Here is a 23,314-nt window from a genome sequence, read left to right on the forward strand (position 1 = left end):
GTTGCGCTCAAGCCCGACGCCGCGGGCTGGTATACTGTAGAAAATTCTCTAGCCTCAACCATGGATGCGGCATGCCCCAGGATTCCCCCCGCGAGTTACTCGCCCAGATTACGCTCTCGGACGATGAGCCCGTCAGCAAGTCCCAGCTCAAGCGTGAAATGCACGCCCTGCAGGCGCTCGGCGAGGCGATCATCGCCATGACACCAGGCGAGCGCGCCCGCTTCCCCCTTTCCGACGACATGCTGGCCGCCGTGGAGGAAACCTCGAGGATCCGCTCCCACGAGGGGCGCCGACGCCACATGCAGTACGTGGGAAAGGTCATGCGTCGCGAGGATCTTGAAGCGATCAAGGCCGTCTATGACGAGCTCGAAAAGGAGACGCTGCGCCGAGACCACGCCTTCCATCGACTGGAGTCGTGGCGGGATCGCCTCCTCGACGAGGGCGATGAGGCCCTGGAGGCCTTCATCGACGACTACCCCGACGTCGATCGCCAGACGCTGCGCCAGCTGATTCGTAATGCCCAGCGCGAACGCGAGAGAGACAAGCCCCCGGCCAGCGCCCGCAAGCTGTTCAAGCTGATCCGCGATACCGCGGGGATGTAAATCAGGACTGGGTGCCGCCAACGGTCAGCTCGTCCAGCTTGAGGGTGGGCTGGCCCACCCCCACCGGCACGCCCTGGCCTTCCTTGCCGCAGACGCCGATGCCGGTATCCAGTTCCATGTCGTGGCCGATCATCGACACCCGACCCATCGCCTCGGGGCCGTTACCGATCAGGGTCGCGCCCTTCACCGGAGCGGTAATCCTGCCATCCTCCACCAGATAGGCTTCGCTGGCCGAGAAGACGAACTTGCCCGAGGTGATATCGACCTGGCCGCCGCCGAAGCTCACCGCATACAGACCGCGCTTGACGCTCTTGAGGATGTCCGCGGGGTCGTCCTGCCCGGCCAGCATGACGGTGTTGGTCATGCGCGGCATGGGCAGGTGGGCGAAAGACTCGCGACGGGCGTTGCCGGTGGGCGCCATTCCCATCAGCCGGGCGTTAAGCTTGTCCTGCATATAGCCGGTGAGGATGCCGTCCTCGATCAGGGGGGTGTACTGCCCCGGAGTGCCCTCGTCGTCGATGGTCATGGAACCACGCCGGTCGACCAGAGTGGCATCGTCCACCACGGTGACACCCTTCGCCGCGACCCGCTGGCCCATGCGACCGGCAAAGGCAGAACTCCCTTTGCGGTTGAAATCACCTTCCAGGCCGTGGCCCACCGCCTCGTGGAGCAGGATGCCGGGCCAGCCCGGCGCCAGCACAACCGGCAACTGGCCGGCCGGGGCGTCGATCGCCTCCAGGTTCACCAGCGCCTGACGCACCGCCTCCTTCGCGAAGCGCTCGGCCACGCCCTCGTCGCGCAGCCGCGACATGGGGTAGCGACCCCCGCCGCCGGCGCTGCCCCGCTCGCGGCGGCCGTTTCGCACCACGATCACGCTGACGTTGAAGCGCACCAGAGGCCGGATATCCGCCGCCAGGGTGCCGTCGCTGGCGCGTACCAGCACCACCTCATGCACGCCGGATAGGGAGGCACTGACCTGGCTCACCGACGGGTCGGCGGCCCGAGCCACCCGGTCGGCCTCCTTGAGCAGGGCGATCTTCTCCTCGGCACTCAGCCCGGTGAGTGGATCGACGCCGCCATAGCGGGACTCTCCCTGCACCACCACCCGCGGCGCCACCGCCAGGCTCGTCCCGCTGCGCACGATGCTGGAGGCGGTGCGTCCGGTCTCGGCCAGCGCATCGGCGGTAATCTGGTTGGAGTAGGCGAAACCGGTCTTCTCGCCGGCCAGCGAGCGCACGCCCACCCCGCCGTCGATGTTGTAGCTCGCCTCTTTGACCTCGCCGTCTTCCAACACCCAGCCCTCATGCCAACTACGCTGGAAATAGAGATCGGCGTAGTCGATGCCGGGACCCAGGGCATGGCCGAGGCCAAGATCCAGGTCGTCGAGGGTCAGCCCCCCGGGAGTGAGCAGGAAGCTGGCGGCTTCGTTGAGCAGGCTAGGTCGAGATGCAGTCATTCGGCACTTTCCACTGAGATCTGCGGCGCGGTCCAGGGACCTCGCACGCGATAATGAATTCGGGTCACACGGTCAATGGCGTCGCCAAACAGGCGGTCGGCGATAAACAAAGCCCCGCCCACTATGGGCGCGCCGGCGATCACCGCCGCCAAGGGCAAATTGCGACTGATGGGTACCGTGACCTCCAGCCGCTGGTCCAGTTCCCGCCGCGCCAGGTCAACGCGGCCATCCAAAGTGAAGCGGGTCGCCGGACCCTCGACCACCAGGGGCCCTTGAGTTTCCAGTATCCCACCATACAGGGTCGCCGCACCGCTGACACGATCGAAGGCGGTGCCCTGCCCGGTCACGTCGGAGAAATCCAGACGCAGACGACGCACCAGGTTATCGACGTTGAGCAGCCCCACCAGACGGGCGGGGGTCGAAGCAAGGTTTACAAAGCGTCCATCACGCAGCTCCGCTTCCACGCTACCCCGGGAGCGCTCGAGAGCAAACTGCCAGGGCGCGCCCGGCCAGGCCAGCTGACTGGTCACCCGCGTTTCGGCGCTGTGGATCACCGCCGCCTGGCCAAGCCGCTCAAGGGCGGTACCTAAATCGCGACCGTCAAGTTCAAGTCTCGCCCGGGAGAGGGTATCAGCCGCCCCGGCAGCCTCCCAGACCAGCTCGCCCCGGGCGCTGATCTGGCCAATCGTCAGGCCCAGCGGAGACACGGTAAGGCTGTCGGGCGTGGCCTGCCAGCGAGCGGTAAAGGGCCCGAGGCGCTGGCCACCGCGCTCGATGTCGGCAATGCGCAGGCGGCCATCTGGCAACCCCCCCACCCAGCCGGGCAGCGGCGCCGGCTCGGGCGGGGTGGCGATTTCGTCAAGCAGCGACTCCACGGCCCCTGGCTGAGGCATCAGGCCGTCCAGGGAGAGGCGCATCAGGCTGATGTCCAAAGGCTCGACGAGGTTGGGCCGATAGTCGAGCTGCCCGGCTAGCAGGCTGCCGTCCAGCGCCAAGCGCCAGCCCCCTCCTATCTGGGGCCTGCCTTCGGCGGCGAGCGACCCGATGCAGTGGCCATCGCTGACCAGGCAGTCGGTGGCCAGACGCAGTTCACGCAGGACAACGGAACCATCGCCGGCGGCAAGACCGTCGAGTCCCCCCAGCGCCTCGGCCCAGGCCACCGGATCGAGTCGCGGCTGATAGGCATCGACCCACCACCCCTCCCCCTGGGGCCAGCCAGTGGTGGGCGGGCGCCCAAGCCACAACTGGCCCTGGCCCGGCCCATCGCCTGGCAGTGCCCGCCAGCGCAGCGACAGCAGGTCCCCCAACTTCCCCTCGAAGCGCCCCCCGGCGAGGTCCATGTCGAGCCGCAGCGGCAAGCGCTCACCTCCGGCCTTGCCCAGCAGTGACGGCAGGTCGATGGCCAGTCCCTCCAGGGTGCTGTCGAGCCGCAGATGCGTAGACGCTTCACCGATGGCCAACCTGCCCTGCCAGGGGAAGCGGCCGACGAGCGGCGCGCCGAGGGCCGGTAGCTCCGCCCAACGCGCCAGGGCGGATGCCTCGGCACTGCCGGAGAGGTCCAGCCCACCGCCTAGGGTATCGATCTGGGCACGCAGCGGACCGCCCAGCAGCAGTCCATCGATGCGTCCCTCAAGACCGCCTTGCTCGCCGCGCTGGCGCCAGGCCAGCGGTCCCGAAAGATCACGAAACACCAGGCCGAGCGGAAGGAACTCGAGTCGCGAAAAGGCAGTCTCGGTATCGATATCCAGGTCCAGCCCCCCTGGCTCGCCCAGCAGCAACGCCAGAGCGATCCGGCCCTCGACGCTACCCTCGACCTGCCAGTCGGCGATGGTCTCGATGCCCGCAACCGGCATGGCCTGCAGGTAGCGACGCAGCGCCTCGGCGGAAGCGACAAGCTCGCCTTCCACCTCGAGACGCTTATCAACCAGGCGCACCTGGCCGTTGCGGGCCACCACCCCCAGGCTCTCTGCCTGATCAAGGTTTGCCTCCAGGGTTGAGTCCTGCAGAGAGAGCCGTCCCTCGATATTCGTCAGGGCCGGCCAGGCGGGATCGAAGCCGAGCCGCCCCTGTTCAATCACCATCTCCAGTCCGAAGCTCGGGTCGATGCGTTCAGCGCCGCCCGCAAGAGGCACGTGCAGTCGCAGCGACCCCTGGGGTATCCGGCCAGCCACACCCTCGAGCCACTCGCGCAGTCCGTCGCCGAGAATCCCTACCGGCAGCCAGGTCGACAGCGGCGACTCGACAGCGTCAACGTCGGTGAACCCCAGCGAGAGACCAAAACCGCCGCGCTGCCCGCCCCCCAAGGCGAGGCCGAAACCGCCCTTCACCTCGGCCCCCCTCCACCCCACCTTCAGCTCTCTGCCGCTGACCAGGGTGCGCGGGCCGTCGTAGACCCAGGTCACCTCCCCGGCGGCTTGATCCAGCGCCATGGGATCGACAAACAGTTTGGGGAAATCAAGCTGGGTCCCCTGATCCCCGGCGAAGCGCACCCTACCGGTCAGGTCGCGGGCTTCAACCCACATATCCAGAGGGCCAACGCCGGGCGCCTGCCCCCAGGGGGAGACCTCCACTTCGCTCAGCGACGCTTGCGCCAGCCACTGGCCATCGCGGTGGCCCAGGCGAAAGCCGTTGACCAATCCGCGGGGGTCCAGGGTATCCACTACCCGAGCCAAGGCCTCCGGCAATGGCACCCGATGGCGCCAAGCCGCCAGAGATCCCAGATCGAAACCGCTGGTGTCCAGTTGCCAGCCATCGGCAGCGCCGACAAGCTGCCAGCGGTGCGGCAGCGCAGGCCCCCAGCGGGCCTCCAGAGCATCGGGTTCAGCCGAATCCGGACTTACCGCGTCGCCCTCGAACCAGGCCTCCCAGCTATCCTCGCCGCGCAGCCACTGGCCGCGCCCCTCGACCTCGGTAAGCTCGATGAGATGGCGATCGCCGCTGTCGTCGGCATGGCTCACCGTCAGTCGCTCGATAGCCAGCTCCAGGCGCGCATCGGCCAGCTCGCCCCGATGCCAGCGGCCCCAAAGCCGCGCTCGGCCGCTTGATTCGTCCAGACGCAAGGGCTCATTACGCCCAAGCACCTCCACCAGGCTGATCAGGCTATCAAGCCTCATATCAGCCTGCAGGGCGGCGCTGAAATCGCGGAATCCCATGGGGCCTGGCAGCACTTCCAAAGCGGCCTGCATGGCGGCTTCCGGATCTCCCTCGAGACGGATCTCGCCTTCGAGGTGGGCACGCCGATCGTCGCCAGTCATCAGCAGCCGCGGCGCCTCGAGCACCACGCGCCGGTCCCGACCATGCAATACCAGGCGCAGGTCCTCGACCCACGCACGCTGGCGCAGCAGCACCCCGACCCAGAAATCAAGACGATCCAGGTCGACGTCACCGCTGGGCTGGAGTTCAGGCGGCAGTTGGGCAGGGTCGGGCCAATGCCAGATGCCCTCGGGCGTCTGGTAGAGGTGCAACGTTACCCCGCTCAGCCGGGCATCTTCCACTACCGGCACACCGGCGCGCAGGCTGGCCAAGGTGTCCAGACGCAGGTACCCGCCGTCCACCTCCAGCAGCGACACCCCCTGCTCATGAGTGCGAATATTCAGGGCGTCGAGGGAGAGCATTGGGTCCAGGCCGGCCAGACGAGTATCCAACTCGGCGATACGGACTTCAGCCCCGAAACGCGCCGAGAGCAGCGACTCGAGTTTCGGCGTAAAGCCATCGGCCAGCGCCAACGCAAGCCGCAACGCCAGCAGCAGCAGCGCCAGAGACGCCAGCAGCAGCGCCACCAGCGTCAGGCTCCAGCGCGTCACCACACGAATCGGAGACATGAGTTCACATCAGCACGATATCGTACTGCTCCTGGGAGTAATGAGTCTCCACCTGGAAGCGGATTGGTTTGCCGATGAACTCCTCCAGATCGGCCACCGCAGCGGACTCCTCGTCGAGCAGGCGGTCGACCACCGCCTGGCCCGCGAGCACCATGTAGGTTTCAGCGCTATAGGCGCGCTCTTCGCGCAGGATCTCACGGAAGATTTCGTAGCAGATCGTTTCCGGGGTCTTCAGGGTGCTACGCCCCCCACAGGTGGGGCAGGCCTCGCAGAGGGTCTGCTCCAGACTCTCCCGAGTGCGCTTACGGGTCAGCTGGACCAGCCCGAGCTCGGTGACACCGGTGCACTTGGTCTTGGCGTGGTCACGTTCCAGCGACTTCTCGAGCACCCGCAGCACCTGACGCTGATGCTCGGTATCCTCCATGTCGATGAAATCGATGATGATAATGCCCCCCAGATTGCGCAGCCTGAGCTGGCGAGCGATGGCGGTCGCGGCCTCGAGGTTGGTCTTGAAGATGGTCTCCTCGAGGTTGCGGTGCCCTACGTAGCCGCCGGTGTTGACGTCGATGGTGGTCATCGCCTCGGTGGGATCGATCACTAGATAGCCGCCGGACTTGAGCTGGACCTTGCGCCCCAGGGCCTTCTGGATCTCATCCTCGACGCTGAACATATCGAAGATCGGTCGCTCGCCGGCATAGTGTTCGATGCGATTCACCGCGTCAGGCATGAACTCCTCGGCGAACTCGATCAGCTTGACGTGATTCTCACGGGAGTCGATACGCACCTTTTCGATGTCGTCGCGCATCACGTCGCGCAGGATTCGCATGAACAACGGCAGATCGTCATAGATGACGCTGGGGGCCCCGGCGGTCACCTTGCGTTCGCTGACCTTGCGCCATAGGCGCAACAGGAAGTGCATGTCAGCGGAGAGTTCCTCAAGCCCCACGCCTTCGGCGGCGGTGCGGACGATGAAACCACCACTCGCCTCCAGACTCTGCTCCACCAGGGCTACCTCGATCAGCCCACGCAGCCGCTCACGCTCGCGGTCCTCTTCGATGCGTTGGGAGACCCCGTGATGAGGCGCATCGGGCATGTAGACCAGGTAGCGAGACGGCACCGAGAGATGGGTGGTGAGCCGGGCTCCCTTGGAGCCGATAGGGTCCTTGGTGACCTGCACCACCAGCGCCTGCCCCTCGTGGAGCAGGTGGCCAATGGAGAGCTGCTCCTCGGCCGGCGTGCCCGGAGGCATCACCTCGTGAGCGTGGATGAAGGCGGCGCGATCCAACCCGATATCGACGAACGCTGCCTGCATGCCAGGCAACACCCGCACCACCTTGCCCTTGTAGATATTGCCGGCGATGCCGCGTCGCCGCGATCGCTCTATGAAGGCCTCCTGGAGCACGCCATTCTCCACCACAGCGACACGGGTCTCCATGGGGGTCAGATTGATCAATACTTCGCCGCTCATGCGGAAGTCCTTGTCCAGAATGCTTTGGGTCCATTATGCCATAGTGTTATCAGCCCAAGGCATTGGTGACAGGCATGGGCTCACCTGAGCGCATCGCCCCAGACCGCCACTCCCTGGCGGCGCAGCAGCGCGGCGGTCTCGAACAGCGGAAGCCCCACCACTGCCGAGTGGCTGCCCTCGAGTCGCTCGACGAACACCGCCGCAAGCCCCTGTATGGCGTAGCCCCCCGCCTTGTCGGCGGGCTCACCGCTGGCCCAGTAGGCAGCGATTTCGTCCTCGGCGATCTCGCGCATCGTCACCCGGGTGGTGACACAGGCCGTCAGCACACCGGCAGGGCCGCTCACCGTCACGGCAGTGAGCACCTGGTGAGCGCGTCCAGAGAGCCGACGAAGCATGCTCGCCGCGTGCTCGCTCCCCTCCGGTTTGCCGAGGATTTCGTCATCGCAGACAACGGCCGTATCCGAACCCAGGGTGGGCAGCGTCGAGAGGCCCGAACCGAGCCGAGCCTTATCGCATGCCAAACGGCTCACGTAAGACGCCGCGCTCTCTCCGGGCAGCGGAGTTTCGTCGACATCCACCGGACGGACCTCGACATGAACCCCGATGGAGGCAAGTAGATCGCGGCGGCGCGGCGAGGCGCTGGCCAGGCATAGCACGGGATGTGCGGCGTCGAACATGGCAGCGTCGGGCCTAGTGGTGTTGGACATGGTGTCGGCTCCGGATCAATCGCGGGGCAGGCGCCGTCCCAGGGCCTCGAACAGGGTGGCAAGCCAAGGCCAGAGCACGGCACCGATCAACGATGGCAGCAGGAAAGAGAGATGGATGGAAAAGGGGCCGAGCAAAGTGCGCAGCCACTGTTCGGCCAGCTGGACGGTGCCCAGCAGCACCAGGATCAGTACCGCCTGCTGGACCAGTGAGTAGGAGCGGAAGCGCGGGTAGACCAAAGCGCAGAGGAACGCCAGCAGTGAGAGGATCAGGGCATTCTGGCCCAGGGTCGCGCCCTCGATCAGATCGAGCAGGATACCCAGTGCAAAGCCGTGGAAGACACCCACCCGGTGCGGCGCCTTCATGCACCAGTAAATCAGCATCAGGCCAAGCCAGTCGGGGCGCCAGATCTGCCAACCGTCGGCCAGCGGCATCACCTGCAGGCACAGCGCCAGCAGAAGCGACAGCCAGATCCACGGCAGGGCCAGGTTAGCGGAAGAGGGCAAGGCCATCAGGGCGTCTCCTCCTCAGCGGGCAGTCCGATCAGGGCCCGCGCCGCCTCCACGGCCTCGGGGGTAAGATCGAGGTCCCAGGCCTCCGTTTCTGGTGCCGGCGGCGGAAAGAGCAGCAGAAAGTGGCGCGAGCGCTGCAGCTGGGCCACCGGCGTCGCGGTGACTCTGGCGAAGGGTTGGCCAGGATCATGCACCACCTCGGCGACCCGGGCCACCGGATAGCCGGGCGGGAAGCGGCCGGCCAGGCCTGAGGTGATCAGCAGGTCGCCCTTGCGGATATCGGCGGTATCGGGCACGTGCAGCACCGTGAGTGCATCGTAGCGGCCGCTACCCTGGGCGATGAAGCGCAGGCCGTTACGGTTGACCTGAACCGGCAATCCATGGCTGGCATCGGCCACCATCAGCACTCGGCTGGAGTAGGCCGATACCGCCGTGACCTGCCCCACCAGCCCCGAGGCATCCATTACCGGCTGGCCCACATAAACGCCGTTACGTCGACCGCGATCGATCACCATCTGGTGGGCGAAGGGATCCGGATCCAAGGAGAGCAGTTCGGCGGTGATGAAGGGGACCTCGTTCTGGTCCGACGCTGATAGCAGTTCGCGCAGGCGCACGTTTTCGGCGGTAAGGCTGGCCATGTGCTGCACCCGATGGGAAAGGGTCAGGATCTGCTCGCGCAGCCGGCTATTTTCCTCCAGCAGGGCGCGCTGATCGGAAAGCGCCAGGGACCCCCAGGTCAGGACATTGCTGGGCAGGCTGACCACCCACTGAACAGGGGCGACAAGGGTAGAGAGCTGGGCACGCACCGCTTCCATGCGCGTGAAGCGCGTATCGACAAACATCAGCGCCGACGCAACCACCACGCACAGGAAGAAGCGATAGCCGGGCAGCGTTCCATGGGAGAACAGCGGCTTGATAGGCGTTTTCCCCTAAAGTCAGCCCCGGGTCAGTCGCTGGAGAGCAGTTCGAAGGTATGCTGGTCGATCATCTCCAGTGCCTTGCCACCGCCACGGGCCACGCAGGTCAGCGGATCCTCGGCGACGATCACCGGCAGGCCCGTCTCCTCGGCGATCAGCTTGTCCAGGTCGCGCAGCAGGGCTCCACCACCGGTCAGCACCAGGCCTCGCTCGGCGATATCCGAAGCGAGCTCCGGCGGCGACTGCTCCAGGGCATTCTTCACCGCGGTGACGATGGAAGCCAGGGTCTCCTGCAGGGCATCGAGGATTTCGTGGGAGTTGAGCGTAAAGCTCCGCGGAATGCCCTCGGCCAGGTTGCGGCCGCGCACATCGATCTCGCGCAGCTCGCCGCCCGGGTAGGCACAGCCGATCTCTTCCTTGATGCGCTCCGCAGTGGCCTCGCCGATCAGGCTGCCGTAATGGCGGCGCACATAAGCGATGATCGCCTCGTCGAAGCGGTCACCGCCGACACGAATCGATTCGGAATAGACAATGCCGTTGAGGGAGATGATGGCGATCTCGCTGGTACCGCCGCCAATATCCACCACCATGGAGCCCTGGGCCTCATCAACCGGCAGCCCGGCGCCGATGGCGGCCGCCATTGGCTCCTCGATCAGAAACACTTCGCGGGCGCCGGCACCCTCGGCGGACTCCTTGATGGCGCGACGCTCCACCTGGGTCGACATGCAGGGCACGCACACCAGCACCCGCGGACTCGGGGTGAGGAAGGTGCTCTGGTGAACCTTGCGGATGAAGTGCTGGAGCATCTGCTCGGTGACGGTGAAATCGGCAATAACGCCGTCCTTCATCGGGCGAATGGCGGTAATGTTACCCGGGGTGCGGCCCAGCATGCGCTTGGCATCGGCACCTACCGCGGCAACACTGCGCATGTTGCCCGACTGGCGGATTGCAACGACCGACGGCTCGTCGAGTACGATGCCACGACCGCGCACATATATCAGCGTATTGGCGGTTCCCAGATCGATCGAAAGATCGCTGGAGAACAGCCCCCTCAAGCGTTTAAACATGGAAGTCGTTACCTAGTGCAGTCCGGGAACCCTGTGCGGAGGCAAACGGTATCACCGCGGCCCCCCAGCAGCAAGCAGAGCCCGCGAGACCTGCTCCTCACGGGCCTGCCCGCAGGTCGCGGTATGTGGTACCTTTTGCGACCTGTTTTCCCTTCGAGGACATCCCGACCATGGCGCTTGAACACGCTGACGTGCTCAGGGCCGCGCACCTCGCCCGGCTTGGCCTGAGCGACGAGGACGCCGCCCATTACCTGGACGACCTTGGCCGTATCCTGGAGATGGTCGACCAGCTCCAGGCACTCGATACTCAGGGCGTGGCCCCCCTGGCCCATCCTCTCGACGCTACCCAACGACTGCGTGCCGACGAGGTGACCGAGACCGATCAGCGCGACCGCTTCCAGCGCTGCGCCCCGGCGGTGGAACAGGGCCTCTACCTGGTCCCCCGCGTGGTCGAATAAGCCTTCCCGACGGAGCCCCCGGCCCATGCATGACAAGACACTGAGCGAACTGGCTGCTGCCCTTTCGGCCGGCGAGTTCACCAGCCGCGAACTGACCGAGCACCAGCTCGCGCGCATTGAGCGCCTCGACGGCGAGATCAACAGCTTTATCACCGTAACCCCGGAGCAGGCCCTCACCGCCGCCGATGCCGCCGATGATGCCCGGACGAAGGGCCAGGCCGGCCCGCTGACCGGCCTGCCCCTGGCCATCAAGGATCTGTTCTGTACCGAGGGAGTGCTGACCACCGCCGGTTCGAAAATGCTAGGCAACTTCGTTTCCCCCTACGATGCCACCGTGGTGGAGAAGCTCAAGGCCGCCGGCATGGTGAGCCTTGGCAAGACCAACATGGACGAATTCGCCATGGGCTCCTCCAACGAGAACAGCGCCTTCGGCCCGGTGAAAAACCCCTGGGAAGTCGGCGCGGTGCCCGGCGGCTCCTCCGGCGGCAGCGCCGCGGCGGTGGCCGCGGGCCTCGCCCCCGCCGCACTCGGCACCGACACCGGCGGCTCGATCCGCCAGCCGGCCGCCTTCTGCGGCATCACCGGCCTCAAGCCCACCTACGGCCGGGTGTCGCGCTACGGCATCATTGCCTATGCCTCCAGCCTCGACCAGGCCGGCCCCATGGCGCGCACTGCCAGGGACTGCGCCCTGCTGCTCAACGCCATCGCCGGCCCCGACTCTCACGACTCCACCAGCGTGGCCCGAGGGGTGCCGGACTACACCGAAGAGCTCGACGCCCCGCTCGCCGGCCTCAAGATCGGCCTGCCCCGGGAGTACTTCGGCGACGGCCTGGACCCCCAGGTGGACGCCGCGGTTCGCGAAGCGGTCAAGGTCTATGAGTCGCTAGGCGCCTCGGTGCGAGAGGTGAGTCTGCCCCACACCCACTACGCCATCCCCGCCTACTACGTCATCGCCCCGGCGGAGGCCTCCTCGAACCTGTCGCGCTACGATGGCGTGCGCTTCGGCCATCGCTGCCAGGCACCCGCCGATCTGATGGACCTCTACAAGCGCTCCCGCGCCGAGGGCTTCGGCGAGGAGGTCCAGCGGCGCATCCTGATCGGGACTCACACCCTCTCCGAGGGCTTCTTCGACGCCTACTACACAAAAGCACAGCAGGTGCGCCGGCTGATTCGCCAGGACTTCCTCGACGCCTTCGAGGAGGTGGACGTACTGATGGGCCCGGCTTCCCCCACTCCGGCCTTCGACCTGGGCGCCAACAAGGATCCGGTCTCCATGTACCTGCAGGACATCTACACCATCGCCGTTAACCTGGCCGGCATCCCCGGCATCAGCGTGCCGGCAGGCTTCGTGGGCAAGCGCCCGGTGGGCCTGCAGATACTGGGCACCCACTTCGCCGAGACGCGGCTGCTCAACGTCGCCCACCAGTTCCAGCAGGCCACCGACTGGCACCTGCGTCGTCCCGCGCTTGCCGAGGAGACCACCTGATGCAATGGGAAACCGTGATCGGGCTGGAGGTGCACGTCCAGCTTGCCACCCAGTCCAAGATCTTTTCCGGGGCCTCCACCGCCTTCGGTGCCGCGCCCAACACCCAAGCCTGTGCCGTGGACCTGGGCATGCCCGGTGTGCTGCCGGTCCTCAATGAGCAGGCGGTGGCCATGGCCGTGCAGTTCGGCCTGGCGATCCACGCCGAGATCCCCGAGGTCTCGGTGTTCGACCGCAAGAACTACTTTTATCCGGACCTCCCCAAGGGCTACCAGACCAGCCAGATGTATCATCCTATCGTCGGCGCCGGCGAAGTGGAGATCAGCCTGGATGATGGCGTTACCCGGCGGGTTCGGGTGCACCACGCGCACCTGGAAGAGGACGCCGGCAAGTCGCTGCATGAGGATTTCCACGGCATGACCGGCATCGACCTCAATCGAGCCGGCACGCCGCTGCTGGAGATTGTCTCCGAACCGGACATGCGTTCGGCAAAGGAGGCCGCCGCCTACCTCAAGGCCATTCATTCGATCGTGACGTACCTCGGCATCAGTGACGGCAACATGGCCGAAGGCTCGATGCGCTGCGACGTCAACGTTTCGGTGCGCCCGGTGGGCCAGGCCGAATACGGCACCCGCGCGGAGGTCAAGAACGTCAACTCCTTCCGCTTCGTGGAGCGCGCCATCGAGTTCGAGGTGGAGCGCCAGGTCGAGCTGCTTGAGGACGGCGGCAAGGTGGTCCAGGAGACCCGCCTCTTCGATCCCGAGCGCGACGAGACCCGCAGTATGCGCACCAAGGAGGAGGCCAACGATTACCGCTACTTCCCCTGCCCGGACCTGCTGCCGGTGGTGCTCGACCGTGCCTATGTCGACCACCTGCGCGGGGCCCTGCCGGAACTCCCCGACGAAAAACGCGCCCGCTTCCAGACGGCGCTGGGGCTCTCCGCCTATGACGCCGGCGTGCTCTCCGCGACCCGCGAGATGGCCGAGTTCTTCGAGGTGGTCAAGGATACCTGCAGCGACCCCAAGCTCGCCGCCAACTGGGTGATGGGCGAGCTCGCCGGAGCGCTTAACCGCGAGGGGTTACCAATCTCCGACAGCCCGGTCACGGCCCGCCAGCTCGGCGAGCTGGTCGCCCGGGTGATGGATGACACCGTCAGTGGCAAGGCCGCCAAGCAGGTCTTTCAGGCGCTGTGGAATGGCCAGGGGCAGAGCGCCGACGAGGTGATCGAGGCCAAGGGGCTCAAGCAGGTCACCGACAGCGGCGCCATCGAGGCGATGATTGACCAGGTGATCGCGGACAGTCCCGCTCAGGTGGCCCAATATCGTGGTGCCGAGCCCGACAAGCGCGGCAAGATGATCGGCTATTTCGTGGGCCAGGTCATGAAGGCTTCACGCGGCACCGCCAATCCTCAGCAGGTTAATCAGCTGCTCAAGGAGAAGCTGGACGCCCTGTGCTGAGACGCCCTTGATCGGCGACCGAAGACCAAGGAGGTACCATGGCCGATGACGTGGGCGTGCGGTTGCGCGCCCTACGCACCCTGCGAGGCATCTCCCAGCGGGAGCTGGCCAAGTGCTGCGGCGTCACTCACTCCAGCCTGTCGCTCATCGAGCAGGGCAAAGTAAGCCCCTCGGTCAGCTCGCTGAAAAAGATCCTCGACGCCATCCCCATGAGCGTCGGGGATTTCTTCACCATGGACCTGGAGAACGGTCGCCGGGTGTTTTATTCGACCGACGACCTGGCCGACGTGGGCTCGGGCGACGTCATCTACAAGCTGGTGGGCGCCGATCGCCGAGATCGTGCCCTCTCCTTCATGGTCGAGACCTATCCTCCCGGTGCCGATACCGGCCGCGAGATGATCGCCCATCAGGGCGAGGAAGCTGGCGTAGTGCTGGAGGGCGAGATCGAGATCACCATCGGCGCAGACTCACGCTTGCTGGGACCCGGCGAGGCCTACTATTTCGAGACCAACGTGCCTCACCGCTTTCGCAACCTTGGTGAAGCCCCCTGCCGCCTGGTGAGCTGCGCCACCCCCGCCCGGGCCTTCTGAGGCCAAAGGGCGTCAGCCCTTCTTGTGCTTTTCGATCTCGGCGCGCAGCGCCTCCGCTTCCTCGGTGAGCGAGGCGTTGGCGCGCATGTCGCCGTTGCGGGCGGCATGCATCGCCTGCTCCAGCTTGCGCTCGTATTCCTTCTGCAGCTTCTTGGTCGGGTCGCTATTGAACAGTCCGAACATGGCCATGGCTCCTGTCGTGTAGATGTCAGGATAGGCTACTCTCCACGACGGCAAAAAGCTATGCAATAGCTGTACAATTAATTTTTATCGTACACTAATACAACGAGGCCGGCGCCCAGGCGCCGGCCTCGTTGTTTAGCCCGAAACTGCTGGGTCAGGTGGCCAGAGACATCCAAACCGCCTTGAGCTCGGAGTACTCTTCCAGGGAGTGGTGGGACTTGTCGCGCCCGTTGCCGGACTGCTTGACCCCGCCGAAAGGCATGGTCTGGTCGCCGCCGGCCCAGTTGTTGACGAACACCTGGCCAGAGTGCAGCCGCCGGGTCACCCGCATGATGCGATCGATGTCCTGGCTCCACAGGCCCGCGGCCAGGCCGTAGACGCTGTCGTTGGCCATGGCCACGGCCTCTTCCTCGCTGTCGAAGCCGAACACCGAGAGCACCGGGCCGAAGATCTCCTCACGGCCGATGGCCATCTCCGGCGTCACCCCGTCGAACACCGTGGGCGGAATGAACAGGCCCGGTCCCGGCAGCGCCTCGCCGCCGACGCGCAGCCGGGCGCCCTCCTCGCGACCCATCTGGATATAGCCGAGGATGCGCCGATACTGCGCCTCATCGACGATGGCCCCCATGAAGCTGCCCGGGTCCAGCGGGTCGCCGGGCTGCATGCGCTCAGCCGCCGCCACCACCTTGTCGATGAAGGCCTCGCGGACCGGGTTCTCCACCAGCAGTCGAGAACCCGCGATACACACCTCGCCCTGGTTATGGAAGATCGCCGCGGCGGCGTGCTTGGCCACTTTGTCCAGGTTCTTGCAGTCGGCGAAGACGATATTGGGCGACTTTCCCCCGCACTCCAGATAGAGGCGCTTGAGGTTGGACTGACCGGCGTACTGCATCAGTTGCTTGCCCACTCCGGTGGAACCGGTAAAGGCCAGGCAGTCCACTCCCATGGAGAGCGCCAGGGCCTGGCCCACGGTGTGGCCGAAGCCCGGCAGCACCTGGAAGACGCCGCGAGGAAGGCCCGCCTCCCTGGCCAGCTGAGCCAGGCGCAGCGCGGAGAGCGGTGACTTCTCCGAAGGTTTGAGAATCACGCTGTTGCCCGCGGCCAGCGCCGGAGCGACCTTCCAGGCGGTCATCATCAGCGGGAAGTTCCAGGGCACGATGGAGGCCACCACGCCCATGGGCTCGCGCAGCACCAGGGCCAGGGCCTCCTCGCCGGTGGGAGCGACCTCACCATAGAGCTTGTCGATACACTCCGCCTGATAGCGGAAGCAGGCGATGGCCCCTGCCATGTCGCCCAGCGAGCTCGACACCGTCTTGCCCATGTCCAGGGTGTCGAGCAGCGCCAATTCGTGCTTGTTGGCTTCCATCAGGTCGGCCAGGCGCAGCAGCACCCTCTTGCGCTTGCCCGGCGCCAATCGCGACCAGGCGCCGCCGTCGAAGGCGGCACGGGCATGCCCCACGGCGAGATCGGCATCGGCCACATCGCAGCTGGCCACCTCGGCCAGCGTCTCGCCGGTGGCCGGGTTGATGGTGGTGAAGGTCTCGGCGCTGACGGCATCGACGAAGGTGTCGTCGACGAAGGCGCGGGTCTCGAGGGTGAGACCGGCGGCCATGGCCTGCCAGTCGGCCAGGGTGCTGGGCGTGTCGGGTCGGCTCATGACAGGCTCTCCTCCTGTTTGTGTAGTATCGGATCGGTCAGTCGGGCCAGGGTATCGTCCAGTGCCCCGCGGGCCTTCTCTATCAGCTCGTCGATCTCGTCACGGGTGATCACCAGCGGCGGCGAGATGATCATCGTATCACCCACCGAGCGCATCACCAGGCCGCCGGCGAAGCAGAGATCGCGGCACAGGGTGCCGATGCCCCGGGAGGCGTCGAAGCGCTCGCCGCTGGCGGGGTCGACCAGCTCCAGGGCGCCGATCAGTCCCAGCGAGCGCGCCTCGCCCACCAAAGGGTGTGCCTCGAGCGCCTTCCAGCGGCCGGCCAGGTAGGGGCCCAGGTCGTCGCGCACCCGCGCCACCACCCCCTCTGACTGGAGCAGCTCGAGGTTCTTGAGCGCCACCGCGGCGCACACCGGGTGCCCCGAGTAGGTGAAGCCGTGGAAGAACTCGCCGCCCTCCTCGATCAGGGTCTCGGCGACCCGGTCACCCACCAACACGCCACCGATGGGCAGATAGCCAGAAGAGAGCCCCTTGGCGATGGGCATCAGATCGGGTTTGAGGTCGTAGTGAACGCTGCCGAACCACTCCCCCAGCCGGCCAAAGCCGCAGATCACCTCGTCCACCACCAGCAGGATCTCGTACTTCTCGAGCACTTCCTTCACCGCCGGCCAGTAGCTCTCCGGCGGGATGATGGCGCCACCGGCACCCTGAACCGGCTCGGCGATAAAGGCCGCCACCTGATCTTCGCCCAGTGCAAGGATCTTCGCCTCGATGGCCGCGGCGCAGTCACGTCCGAAGGCGTCGGGATCCTGAGGGCTCCCTTCCTGAGACCGCCCTTCTCCGAGCCGCCCTTCCTTAAACCAATAGGGCTGGCGCACGTGGGCGATCTTGGGCACCAGGGGGCCGCCCTGGGCGTGCATGGGGGCCATGCCACCGAGGCTCACGCCGGCCACGGTGGAGCCGTGGTAGGCGTTCTCTCGGCTGATCACCCACTGCTTGTCGGGCCGACCCTTCAGCGCCCAGTAGCGGCGCACCATACGCAGCGCGGTGTCGTTGGCCTCGGAGCCGGAGCCGGTAAAGAAGACGCGGTTGATGTGGGCGGGCGCCAGCTTGACCAGCTGCTCGGCCAGCCTGACCACCGGCGGATGGGCCGTCTTGAAGAAGCTGTTGTAGTAGGGCAGCTGGTGCATCTGCTCAGTGGCGGCGGCCACCAGCTCCTCGCGCCCATAGCCCAGGTTGACGCACCACAGCCCCGCCATGCCGTCGAGAATGCGGTTGCCATCGGAGTCATGGATGTAGACTCCCTCGGCGCGCTCGATGATGCGGCTGCCCTCCTCACCCAGCGACTTGAAGTCGGTAAAGGGGTGCAGGTAGTGGGCACGATCCAGGGCCTGATAGTCACGGGTATGCATGGGAGATCTCCGGAAAGCGGTGCGCTCAGGCCGTCGAGCGGGCGGGTGTGGCGGCCTGGCGTACCCGGCATGCCTCGGCAAACCCCCGATAGAGGGCATCGTTCAGGGGGTGCTCACGGGGCCGCCACTCGGGGTGCCACTGCACGGCCAGGGCAAAGCCGGAGGCATCGGCTACCGATACTGCCTCAACCAGTCCGTCAGCGGCATACGCTTCGGCCACCAGGCCCGGGCCCAGCTCGGCGATCCCCTGCTGGTGCAGGGAGTTGACCCTGGCCGTGGACACCGGGTGCAGCGCCGCCAATCGCCCGCCGGGCACCAGGGTGATCTCGTGGGTGGGCGCATACTGCGCCTCACGGTCGCCTTCGGGCTCGCGGTGGTCCTGCAGGCCAGGAACGCCCTGCACCGCCTGATGAAGGGTGCCGCCGAAGGCCACGTTGAGCTCCTGGAAGCCGCGGCATATGCCGAGCAGCGGCAGGCCGAGGTCCAGTGCCGCGGGGATCCACATCAGGGCCGCGGCGTCCCGGTGGATGTCGTCGCGGAGATTCTCCGGCGCCCGCTCGACGCCGTAGCGGCGCGGCTCCACGTTGGTGTAGCTGCCGGTGAGCAGCAGGCCATCGAGGCGTTCGAGCAGTGCGCGGGCTTCGCCAGGATGGGCCTCCTGCTCTTCCCACACCGGCAGGATCACCGGCGACAGGCCGAAGTCCCACAGGGCACGCAGATACTTGTCGGTCACCATCTGGGCGGGATGCCCCTCCACCTCACGGTGGCAGGCGATCACTCCCACAAGCGGTCGGGTTTTCATCGCGTCTCTCCTTGCCGGCAGCTTGCCTGGTGGTATGTTTTAATCACCATAGCTATCTAAACATGGCTTTCCAACAGGAAAAACATCATGAATACGTAAAATATTTGACAACACCTAGCACCACGACAAGGATAGGGTCCATAACAATCACAACGCCATAGGTGCGCTCATGCCTGCTACCGACGATGTCCGGGCCTTTCTCGATGCCAACCCGGAGATCAGCAGCATCGACCTGCTGATCAGCGATCTCAACGGCGTGATACGCGGCAAGCGGATTCCTCGAGATAATCTGACCAAAGCCTACACCGGCGGTATCGCCCTGCCCGCTTCTGTCTTCGCCCTGGACATCAACGGCCACACCATCGAAGCGACCGGGCTGGGCCTGGACAGTGGCGATGGCGACCGCCTCTGCCGACCGATTGCCGGCAGCCTCAAGCCGGTGCCCTGGGTCGCCCGGGGCCACCAGGCCCAGCTGCTGATGACCATGGAAGAGTTTGATGGCACGCCCTTTTTCGCCGACCCCCGCCAGCTGCTGACGCGGATACTCGGACGCCTGACCGCACTGGGCCTGACCCCGGTGGTGGCGCTGGAGCTGGAATTTTACCTGGTGGATCGACAGCGCACCGACGTCGGCCTGATTCAGCCGCCCTGCTCTCCTGTCAGCGGCGAGCGCGCCACCCAGAGCCAGCTCTACTCCATACTGGAACTCGACGAATACGCCGACTTCCTCGAGGAGGTACAGACCGCCGCACAGGTCCAGGCATTGCCCCTGGACACCGCTCTCAAGGAATGCGCTCCGGGACAGTTCGAGATCAATCTGATGCACTGTGACGATGTGCTTGCGGCCTGCGACCATGCGTTGCAGCTCAAGCGGCTGATCAAGGGCGTCGCGCTGCGCCACGGCTTCGAGGCCACCTTCATGGCCAAGCCCTATGGTCAGGAAGCGGGCAATGGCATGCACGTGCATATCAGCCTGCTGGATGACAACGGCCACAACGTCTTCAGCGAAGCGGATGACGACCCTCTCGGCAGCCCCCGGCTGCGTCAGGCAGTGGCCGGCCTGCTGGCCCTGATGCCCGCCTCAATGGCGATCTGCGCCCCCAACCTCAACGCCTTCCGCCGCCTTCAGCCGGGGCTCTATGTGCCCATGGCGCCCACCTGGGGCTTCGATAACCGCTCGGTGGCTTTGCGCATTCCGGCCGGGCCGAGGGCCGCCCGACGGATCGAGCACCGCGTGGCGGGTGCCGACGCTAATCCCTACCTGCTGCTGGCCGCCCTGCTGGCGGCCCTTCACCACGGCCTTACTGCCGAGCTCGACCCGCCCCCCCCCATCGTCGGCAACGCCTACGACCAGACAGCCCCCAGCCTCACCAACAGCTGGCAACAGGCTCTGGACCTGCTCGAGGCGGATGCGGTCCTGGGCGAGGCCCTGGGGCGCGACTTTCTCCACGTTTACTTGGCCAACCGCCGCGCCGAGCGCGCCCACGCCCTTCAGGCGGTGAGTCACCTCGAGTACGACTGGTACCTGCGCCACGTTTGAGCGCTACCCCTATGCCATCTGACAGTGGCAGGGACACAACATGGACGAAGACTGGGCAGGCACACAAGCACCAACGCCCACGGACTCCGACATCCGGGGGCGCTGGCGTATCAGAGTCGAGCGAGTTCGCCTAGCCTTTGGTATCTGACACGGCTTCCTGACGCTCGGCCTGCCACTGTACTTCGCCCTCAACCACCGGGAGGCGCTCGGCCTGGGGAGCGCTGTCCAGGCGCCGGGTCATCTCCTCGCCGTTGATGCGATAGGTCACATCGTAGCCGAGATGCTCGTCATGGCTCTCCATGACCGTCTGACACTGCCGCTCGGTCACGGTCCGAGACTGTGTCTCGTAGCGGGTCTCGTACTGCACCTGACTCCCGGCCTGAGCATGCTGACGAGCCTCGACGCGGTTCTGAACCTCGCGCCCGGCCAGGCCGCCACCGATGGCACCGGCCACGGCAGCCAGTTTCTTGCCGCTCCCGCCGCCTACCTGATTGCCCAGCAGACCGCCGACGATGGCACCTGCCGCGGTACCGATGATGCGATGGGGATCCTGGCTGGCCCCGGCGCCGGACGTCGCAGCCTGATTTACGGGCACCTGGACGGGAACTTCCTCGCTCACCACACGCGCCACGTCCTCGCAGACTTCACGCGGGCGCTCCACGCTGCGGGTCGCCGAATTCACGTTGATGATCTCGGCAAACTGCGGCTCGGGGGGACTCCCCTGCTGGACCTGCCAGGCGCCGAAGGCCATGCCACCCAGGCCCAGCACGGCCAGAGTGGATCCCACGATGATTGATTTGCTCATTGCTTTTCTCCTCGCGGGCGCCCGGGCGCCCGCCGCTGTCACTCGCCTGGCTCCGGGCGAGGGTAATCGAGTAGGGTGATAAAAGTGATGCCACCACTATAGGCGCTCCCGGCACCCATCGGGCGGCAAAAGCGCAGCTTCCCCATTATCTGACCTGCTGTCGCCAAGAAGCGACACGGCGGACCGAGATGGCAGCGGAGGGTCAAAGCGTCAAGGGTCTAGGCGTTAAAGCCCGATGCGATCTCGGGTGGCGTAGTACCAGGCACCCAGGGCGGAGAGCGGCACCCGCAGCAGACGCCCGCCGGGAAATGGCAGGTGGGGAAGCCCCGCGAAGGCGTCGAAACGCTCGCCCTGGCCGTGCATCACTTCGGCAATCAGTTTGCCGGCCAGGTGGGTACAGGTGACGCCGTGGCCCGAGTAGCCCTGGGCGTAGTAGACGTTGCCGTTGACCACGCCGAACTGGGGCAGACGGTTGAGCGTCATCAGGAAGGTACCGCTCCAGGCGTGATCCACCTTGACGTCCGATAGCTGCGGAAAGGTCTGCAGCATCTTGGGGCGAATCAACGCGGCGATGTCCGCCGGGTCATCCCCGCCGTAGTTGACTCCGCCGCCGTAGAGCAGACGGTTATCTCGGGTCAGCCGGTAGTAGTCGAGCAGGTAGTTGCAGTCCTCCACCGCCTTGCCGCGGGGAATCAGCGCGTGAGCGCGCGCCTCGCCCAAGGGCTCGGTAGTGATGATCTGGGTGCCGCAGGGCATCGACTTACCCTCGATCTCTGGCAGCACCCCGCGCAGGTAAGCGTTGCCGGCCATGACCACCCTCTCGGCCTTGACCCGCCCACGGGCGGTGCGCAGCATTACCGGCGCGCCGTGGATCACCTTCTCGACGGCCGACTGTTCGAAGATCCGTCCGCCCAGCGACTCGAACGCGGCAGCCTGTCCCAGCACCAGGTTGAGCGGATGGAGATGACCGCCACCGTGGTCCACCAGGGCGCCGACGTAGCGCTCGGAATTGACCTCGCCCTTGACCGCCTCACCCTCCAGCAGCTCCAGTTCCCGGTAGCCGTAGCGCTCCCACAGCGCCTGATGCTCGCGCAGCCCCTCGAACTGCCTGGAGGTGCAGGCGGCGAAGAGATTACCGTCGCGCAGGTCGCAGTCGATGGCGTAGTGCTCGATGCGGCGGCGAATGATGCGGCCGCCCTCAAAGGCCATGTCGCCGAGTGCCCGGGCGGTCTCGGCGCCATATTTGGCCTCGATCACGTCCATGTCGCGGCTGTAGCTGTGGACCATCTGGCCGCCGTTGCGCCCCGAGGCGCCGAAGCCCACCCGGGCGCCCTCCAGCACCACCACCGAGAGGCCGCGTTCGGCCAGATGGAGCGCCGCGGAAATGCCGGTGAAGCCGGCCCCCACCACGCAGACGTCGCATTCGATCTCGCCCTCCAGCGCCGGGCGCTCGGGGGAGGGATTGGCGGTAGCGGCATACCAGGAGGCGACGTGCTCGCCGACGGAATGTTCAGGCATGACAGGGCTCCAGACTCTGCGAAATGGCCATCAGGAGGCCTCCTGCTGACGCAGGGCGGCCAGCCGACGCGACTCGCTGCGGCGCATGAAGTACCAGGCCAGAAAGGTGGCCAGCGACACCGTGAGGATGATGAGGGTGGCCAGGGCATTGATCTTGGGCGAGACGCCCATGCGTACCGAGGAGAACACCACCATGGGCAAGGTGGTGGCGCCGGGGCCGGAGACGAAACTGGCGATCACCAGGTCATCGAGCGAGAGGGTAAAGGCCAGCAGCCAACCCGCGGCCAGCGCCGGGGAAATCACCGGCAGGGTGATCTGGAAGAAGGTCTTCACCGGCGGTGCGCCCAGGTCCATGGCCGCCTCCTCGATGGAGCGATCCACCTCGCGCAGCCGTGAGGAGACCACCACCGCCACGTAGGCGCTGCAGAAGGTGGTGTGGGCGATCCAGATGGTGGCCATGCCGCGATCCGCCGGCCAGCCGATGATCTGGGCCATCTGCACGAACAGCAACAGCAGCGACAGGCCGGTGATCACCTCGGGCATCACCAGCGGCGCGGTGACCATGCTGGAGAGCGCTGTCTTGCCGCGAAAGCGGCCGAAGCGGGTCATGACGAAGGCGGCCAGGGTGCCCAGGCAGACCGCCATGGAGGCCGCGAAGAAGGCGATACGCAGGCTGGTCCACACCGCGGAGAGTATTTGCTGGTCGCGAAGGAGTTCCAGGTACCAGTGCGCAGAGAAGCCCGCCCACACCGTCACCAGCCGCGACGAGTTGAAGGAGTAGACCACCAGCACCACCATGGGCAGATAGAGGAACAGCAGCCCCAGGATCAGCATCAACGTGGTGAAAGACGGCTTGCGCAT

Annotated in this window: 20 protein-coding genes; 6 read left to right on the plus strand and 14 right to left on the minus strand. The window is 66.1% G+C overall.

What is annotated here, in order from left to right; all coding sequences use genetic code 11:
• Nucleotides 1-71: 71 nt before the first annotated feature.
• Nucleotides 72-602, plus strand: a complete 531-nt coding sequence (yjgA, locus tag ACFODV_RS02040) for a ribosome biogenesis factor YjgA (protein ID WP_379753858.1) — start codon at nucleotides 72-74, stop codon at nucleotides 600-602.
• 1 nt (nucleotide 603) lies between these two features.
• Here the strand turns inward: yjgA and tldD are convergent, their stop codons facing one another.
• The 7 genes from tldD to ACFODV_RS02075 all read right to left on the minus strand — a co-directional run bounded on the left by tldD (nucleotide 604) and on the right by ACFODV_RS02075 (nucleotide 10,548).
• Nucleotides 604-2,058, minus strand: a complete 1,455-nt coding sequence (gene tldD, locus ACFODV_RS02045; RefSeq protein ID WP_379753861.1) for a metalloprotease TldD — start codon at nucleotides 2,056-2,058, stop codon at nucleotides 604-606.
• Entirely contained in the window at nucleotides 2,055-5,879 is a 3,825-nt protein-coding gene (locus ACFODV_RS02050) for a YhdP family phospholipid transporter (RefSeq protein ID WP_379753864.1), read from the minus strand. The genes tldD and ACFODV_RS02050 overlap by 4 nt, the downstream gene beginning before the upstream one ends.
• Before the next feature lie 4 nt (nucleotides 5,880-5,883).
• Entirely contained in the window at nucleotides 5,884-7,347 is a 1,464-nt protein-coding gene (gene rng / locus ACFODV_RS02055; protein ID WP_379753867.1) for a ribonuclease G, read from the minus strand.
• An 80-nt stretch (nucleotides 7,348-7,427) separates the two neighbouring features.
• Entirely contained in the window at nucleotides 7,428-8,054 is a 627-nt protein-coding gene (locus tag ACFODV_RS02060) for a Maf family protein (RefSeq protein ID WP_379753870.1), read from the minus strand.
• 15 nt (nucleotides 8,055-8,069) lie between these two features.
• Nucleotides 8,070-8,564 (minus strand): rod shape-determining protein MreD, encoded by a 495-nt coding sequence (gene mreD, locus ACFODV_RS02065; protein ID WP_379753873.1) that lies wholly within the window; start codon nucleotides 8,562-8,564, stop codon nucleotides 8,070-8,072.
• On the minus strand, nucleotides 8,564-9,406 hold the full coding sequence (mreC, locus tag ACFODV_RS02070; RefSeq protein ID WP_379753876.1) for a rod shape-determining protein MreC: 843 nt from the start codon (nucleotides 9,404-9,406) through the stop codon (nucleotides 8,564-8,566). The genes mreD and mreC overlap by 1 nt, the downstream gene beginning before the upstream one ends.
• Before the next feature lie 104 nt (nucleotides 9,407-9,510).
• The gene (locus ACFODV_RS02075) at nucleotides 9,511-10,548 is read right to left on the minus strand and encodes a rod shape-determining protein (protein ID WP_290789778.1); all 1,038 of its coding nucleotides are present in this window, start codon (nucleotides 10,546-10,548) and stop codon (nucleotides 9,511-9,513) included.
• A 170-nt stretch (nucleotides 10,549-10,718) separates the two neighbouring features.
• Here ACFODV_RS02075 and gatC point away from each other — a divergent pair, with 170 nt between their 5' ends.
• Genes gatC through ACFODV_RS02095 form a run of 4 tightly spaced genes read left to right on the plus strand, consistent with a single transcriptional unit; the run spans nucleotide 10,719 to nucleotide 14,536 of the window.
• Complete coding sequence (gatC, locus tag ACFODV_RS02080; RefSeq protein WP_379753880.1) at nucleotides 10,719-11,006, plus strand: Asp-tRNA(Asn)/Glu-tRNA(Gln) amidotransferase subunit GatC; 288 nt, start codon at nucleotides 10,719-10,721, stop codon at nucleotides 11,004-11,006.
• Nucleotides 11,007-11,031: 25 nt separating this feature from the next.
• Nucleotides 11,032-12,492, plus strand: coding sequence for an Asp-tRNA(Asn)/Glu-tRNA(Gln) amidotransferase subunit GatA (gene gatA, locus ACFODV_RS02085; protein WP_379753883.1), 1,461 nt, complete (start codon nucleotides 11,032-11,034; stop codon nucleotides 12,490-12,492).
• Nucleotides 12,492-13,946: an Asp-tRNA(Asn)/Glu-tRNA(Gln) amidotransferase subunit GatB gene (gatB, locus tag ACFODV_RS02090; protein WP_379753886.1), complete on the plus strand. Its 1,455-nt coding sequence runs from the start codon at nucleotides 12,492-12,494 to the stop codon at nucleotides 13,944-13,946. Before gatA ends, gatB begins: the two co-directional genes overlap by 1 nt.
• A gap of 38 nt (nucleotides 13,947-13,984) precedes the next feature.
• The gene (locus tag ACFODV_RS02095; protein ID WP_379753889.1) at nucleotides 13,985-14,536 is read left to right on the plus strand and encodes a cupin domain-containing protein; all 552 of its coding nucleotides are present in this window, start codon (nucleotides 13,985-13,987) and stop codon (nucleotides 14,534-14,536) included.
• A 12-nt stretch (nucleotides 14,537-14,548) separates the two neighbouring features.
• Here the strand turns inward: ACFODV_RS02095 and ACFODV_RS02100 are convergent, their stop codons facing one another.
• The 4 genes from ACFODV_RS02100 to ACFODV_RS02115 form a co-directional block, all read right to left on the minus strand.
• Nucleotides 14,549-14,719, minus strand: coding sequence for a DUF6435 family protein (locus tag ACFODV_RS02100; protein WP_379753892.1), 171 nt, complete (start codon nucleotides 14,717-14,719; stop codon nucleotides 14,549-14,551).
• A 154-nt stretch (nucleotides 14,720-14,873) separates the two neighbouring features.
• Nucleotides 14,874-16,376 (minus strand): aldehyde dehydrogenase, encoded by a 1,503-nt coding sequence (locus ACFODV_RS02105; protein ID WP_379753895.1) that lies wholly within the window; start codon nucleotides 16,374-16,376, stop codon nucleotides 14,874-14,876.
• A complete protein-coding gene (locus ACFODV_RS02110; RefSeq protein ID WP_379753898.1) occupies nucleotides 16,373-17,788 on the minus strand; it encodes an aspartate aminotransferase family protein in 1,416 nt (471 codons plus the stop codon). The genes ACFODV_RS02105 and ACFODV_RS02110 overlap by 4 nt, the downstream gene beginning before the upstream one ends.
• Nucleotides 17,789-17,813: 25 nt before the next feature.
• Complete coding sequence (locus ACFODV_RS02115; RefSeq protein WP_379753901.1) at nucleotides 17,814-18,590, minus strand: gamma-glutamyl-gamma-aminobutyrate hydrolase family protein; 777 nt, start codon at nucleotides 18,588-18,590, stop codon at nucleotides 17,814-17,816.
• Nucleotides 18,591-18,759: 169 nt separating this feature from the next.
• On the opposite strand from ACFODV_RS02115, the gene ACFODV_RS02120 reads away from it, so the two are divergent.
• On the plus strand, nucleotides 18,760-20,130 hold the full coding sequence (locus ACFODV_RS02120) for a glutamine synthetase family protein (RefSeq protein ID WP_379753904.1): 1,371 nt from the start codon (nucleotides 18,760-18,762) through the stop codon (nucleotides 20,128-20,130).
• 130 nt (nucleotides 20,131-20,260) lie between these two features.
• On the opposite strand, the gene ACFODV_RS02125 is transcribed toward ACFODV_RS02120, so the two are convergent.
• From ACFODV_RS02125 to ACFODV_RS02135, 3 genes are all read right to left on the minus strand, one after another.
• Nucleotides 20,261-20,935: a glycine zipper 2TM domain-containing protein gene (locus ACFODV_RS02125; RefSeq protein WP_379753907.1), complete on the minus strand. Its 675-nt coding sequence runs from the start codon at nucleotides 20,933-20,935 to the stop codon at nucleotides 20,261-20,263.
• Nucleotides 20,936-21,160: 225 nt separating this feature from the next.
• The gene (locus ACFODV_RS02130) at nucleotides 21,161-22,453 is read right to left on the minus strand and encodes an NAD(P)/FAD-dependent oxidoreductase (RefSeq protein ID WP_379753910.1); all 1,293 of its coding nucleotides are present in this window, start codon (nucleotides 22,451-22,453) and stop codon (nucleotides 21,161-21,163) included.
• A gap of 30 nt (nucleotides 22,454-22,483) precedes the next feature.
• On the minus strand, nucleotides 22,484-23,314 hold the full coding sequence (locus ACFODV_RS02135) for an ABC transporter permease subunit (protein ID WP_379753913.1): 831 nt from the start codon (nucleotides 23,312-23,314) through the stop codon (nucleotides 22,484-22,486).

It is taken from the genome of Halomonas tibetensis, from assembly GCF_042643535.1.
GTDB classification, from domain to species: domain Bacteria; phylum Pseudomonadota; class Gammaproteobacteria; order Pseudomonadales; family Halomonadaceae; genus Halomonas; species Halomonas tibetensis.